Raw genomic sequence first — 1131 nt, 5'->3', positions numbered from 1 at the left:
TGAGCTGCTGCCGGTTTCGTGGACACCAAGATAAGGTGTTTTCGGAACCGGAGGGTGTAAATGCAACGACGGAAGTTCAGCCGAGAGTTCAAGCTCGAGGCGGTGAAGTTGGTCCGAGATCGGGGCGTGGCGGTAGCGCAGGCCGCGCGCGATCTGGATCTGCACGAGAACGTGCTGCGCAAATGGGTCCGCGAAGCGGAAGCTGATCCCCAGTCGGCGTTTCCAGGCAACGGTCAGATGAAGCCCGAGCAGCAGGAGATTGAGCGGCTACGCCGCGAGTTGGCTCGGATGAAGGCCGAACGTGATATCCTAAAAAAAGCCGCGGCCTACTTTGCCAGGGACTCGATATGAAGTTCGGGTTCATCGCAAAGCATCGAGGGATCTGGCCGGTTTCGTGGCTTTGCGGGGCACTCGATGTCTCGCGCAGTGGTTTCCACGCCTGGCTCGTGCGGGCGCCAAGCGCCCGGTCGCTGAGCGACGAAGCGTATGCAGGGAAGATCCGCGCCAGCTTCATCTCCAGCTACCGAACCTATGGCGCGCGTCGCGTCTGGCACGATCTCTTGGCCGAAGGCCTTTCATGCGGCCTGCATCGTGTCGAACGGCTGATGCGGATGCACGGCCTGATGGCGCGGCCTAGGCGCCGCGGTCTGCCCAAGGATCATGGCGAACGCTCGGTCATCGCGGGCAACGTGCTTGATCGGCAGTTCAGCGCCGACGCGCCGAACCAGAAGTGGGTGGCCGACTTCACCTACATCTGGACCGCCGAGGGATGGCTGTACGCGGCCGCAGTGATCGACCTGTTCTCGCGGCGGGTGGTCGGCTGGTCGATGAGCGATACGATGACGGCGCAGCTCGTCACCGATGCGCTGGTCATGGCGATCTGGCGGCGCGGCAAGCCCGATGCGCTGCTGCATCACTCGGACCAGGGCAGCCAATATACCAGCAAGCAGTTCCAGCGACTGATGGCCGACAATGGCGTCACCTGCTCGATGAGCCGGTCCGGCAACGTCTGGGACAACGCGGCGATGGAGAGCTTCTTCTCCTCACTGAAGACCGAACGGATCGCGCGCAAAACCTACCGCACGCGCAATCAGGCAAGGCAGGACGTGTTCGATTACATCGAATGCTTCT

Annotated in this window: 1 protein-coding gene; it reads left to right on the top strand. The window is 62.2% G+C overall.

Features of this window, described 5'->3' with window-relative positions; translation table 11 throughout:
- Positions 1-60: 60 nt before the first annotated feature.
- Positions 61-1131, top strand: a protein-coding gene (locus IFT82_RS20290) for an IS3 family transposase (RefSeq protein ID WP_192129938.1) whose coding sequence is annotated in 2 segments (ribosomal slippage) — positions 61-319 and positions 319-1131 — 1072 coding nt annotated over the 2 segments. Because the reading frame shifts where the segments join, the coding sequence is not laid out codon by codon here. This gene is flagged as partial in the annotation.

This window comes from Sphingomonas sp. CFBP 8760 (assembly GCF_014841615.1).
Taxonomy (GTDB): Bacteria; Pseudomonadota; Alphaproteobacteria; order Sphingomonadales; family Sphingomonadaceae; genus Sphingomonas.
This window is presented reverse-complemented; position numbering and strand designations above follow the sequence as displayed.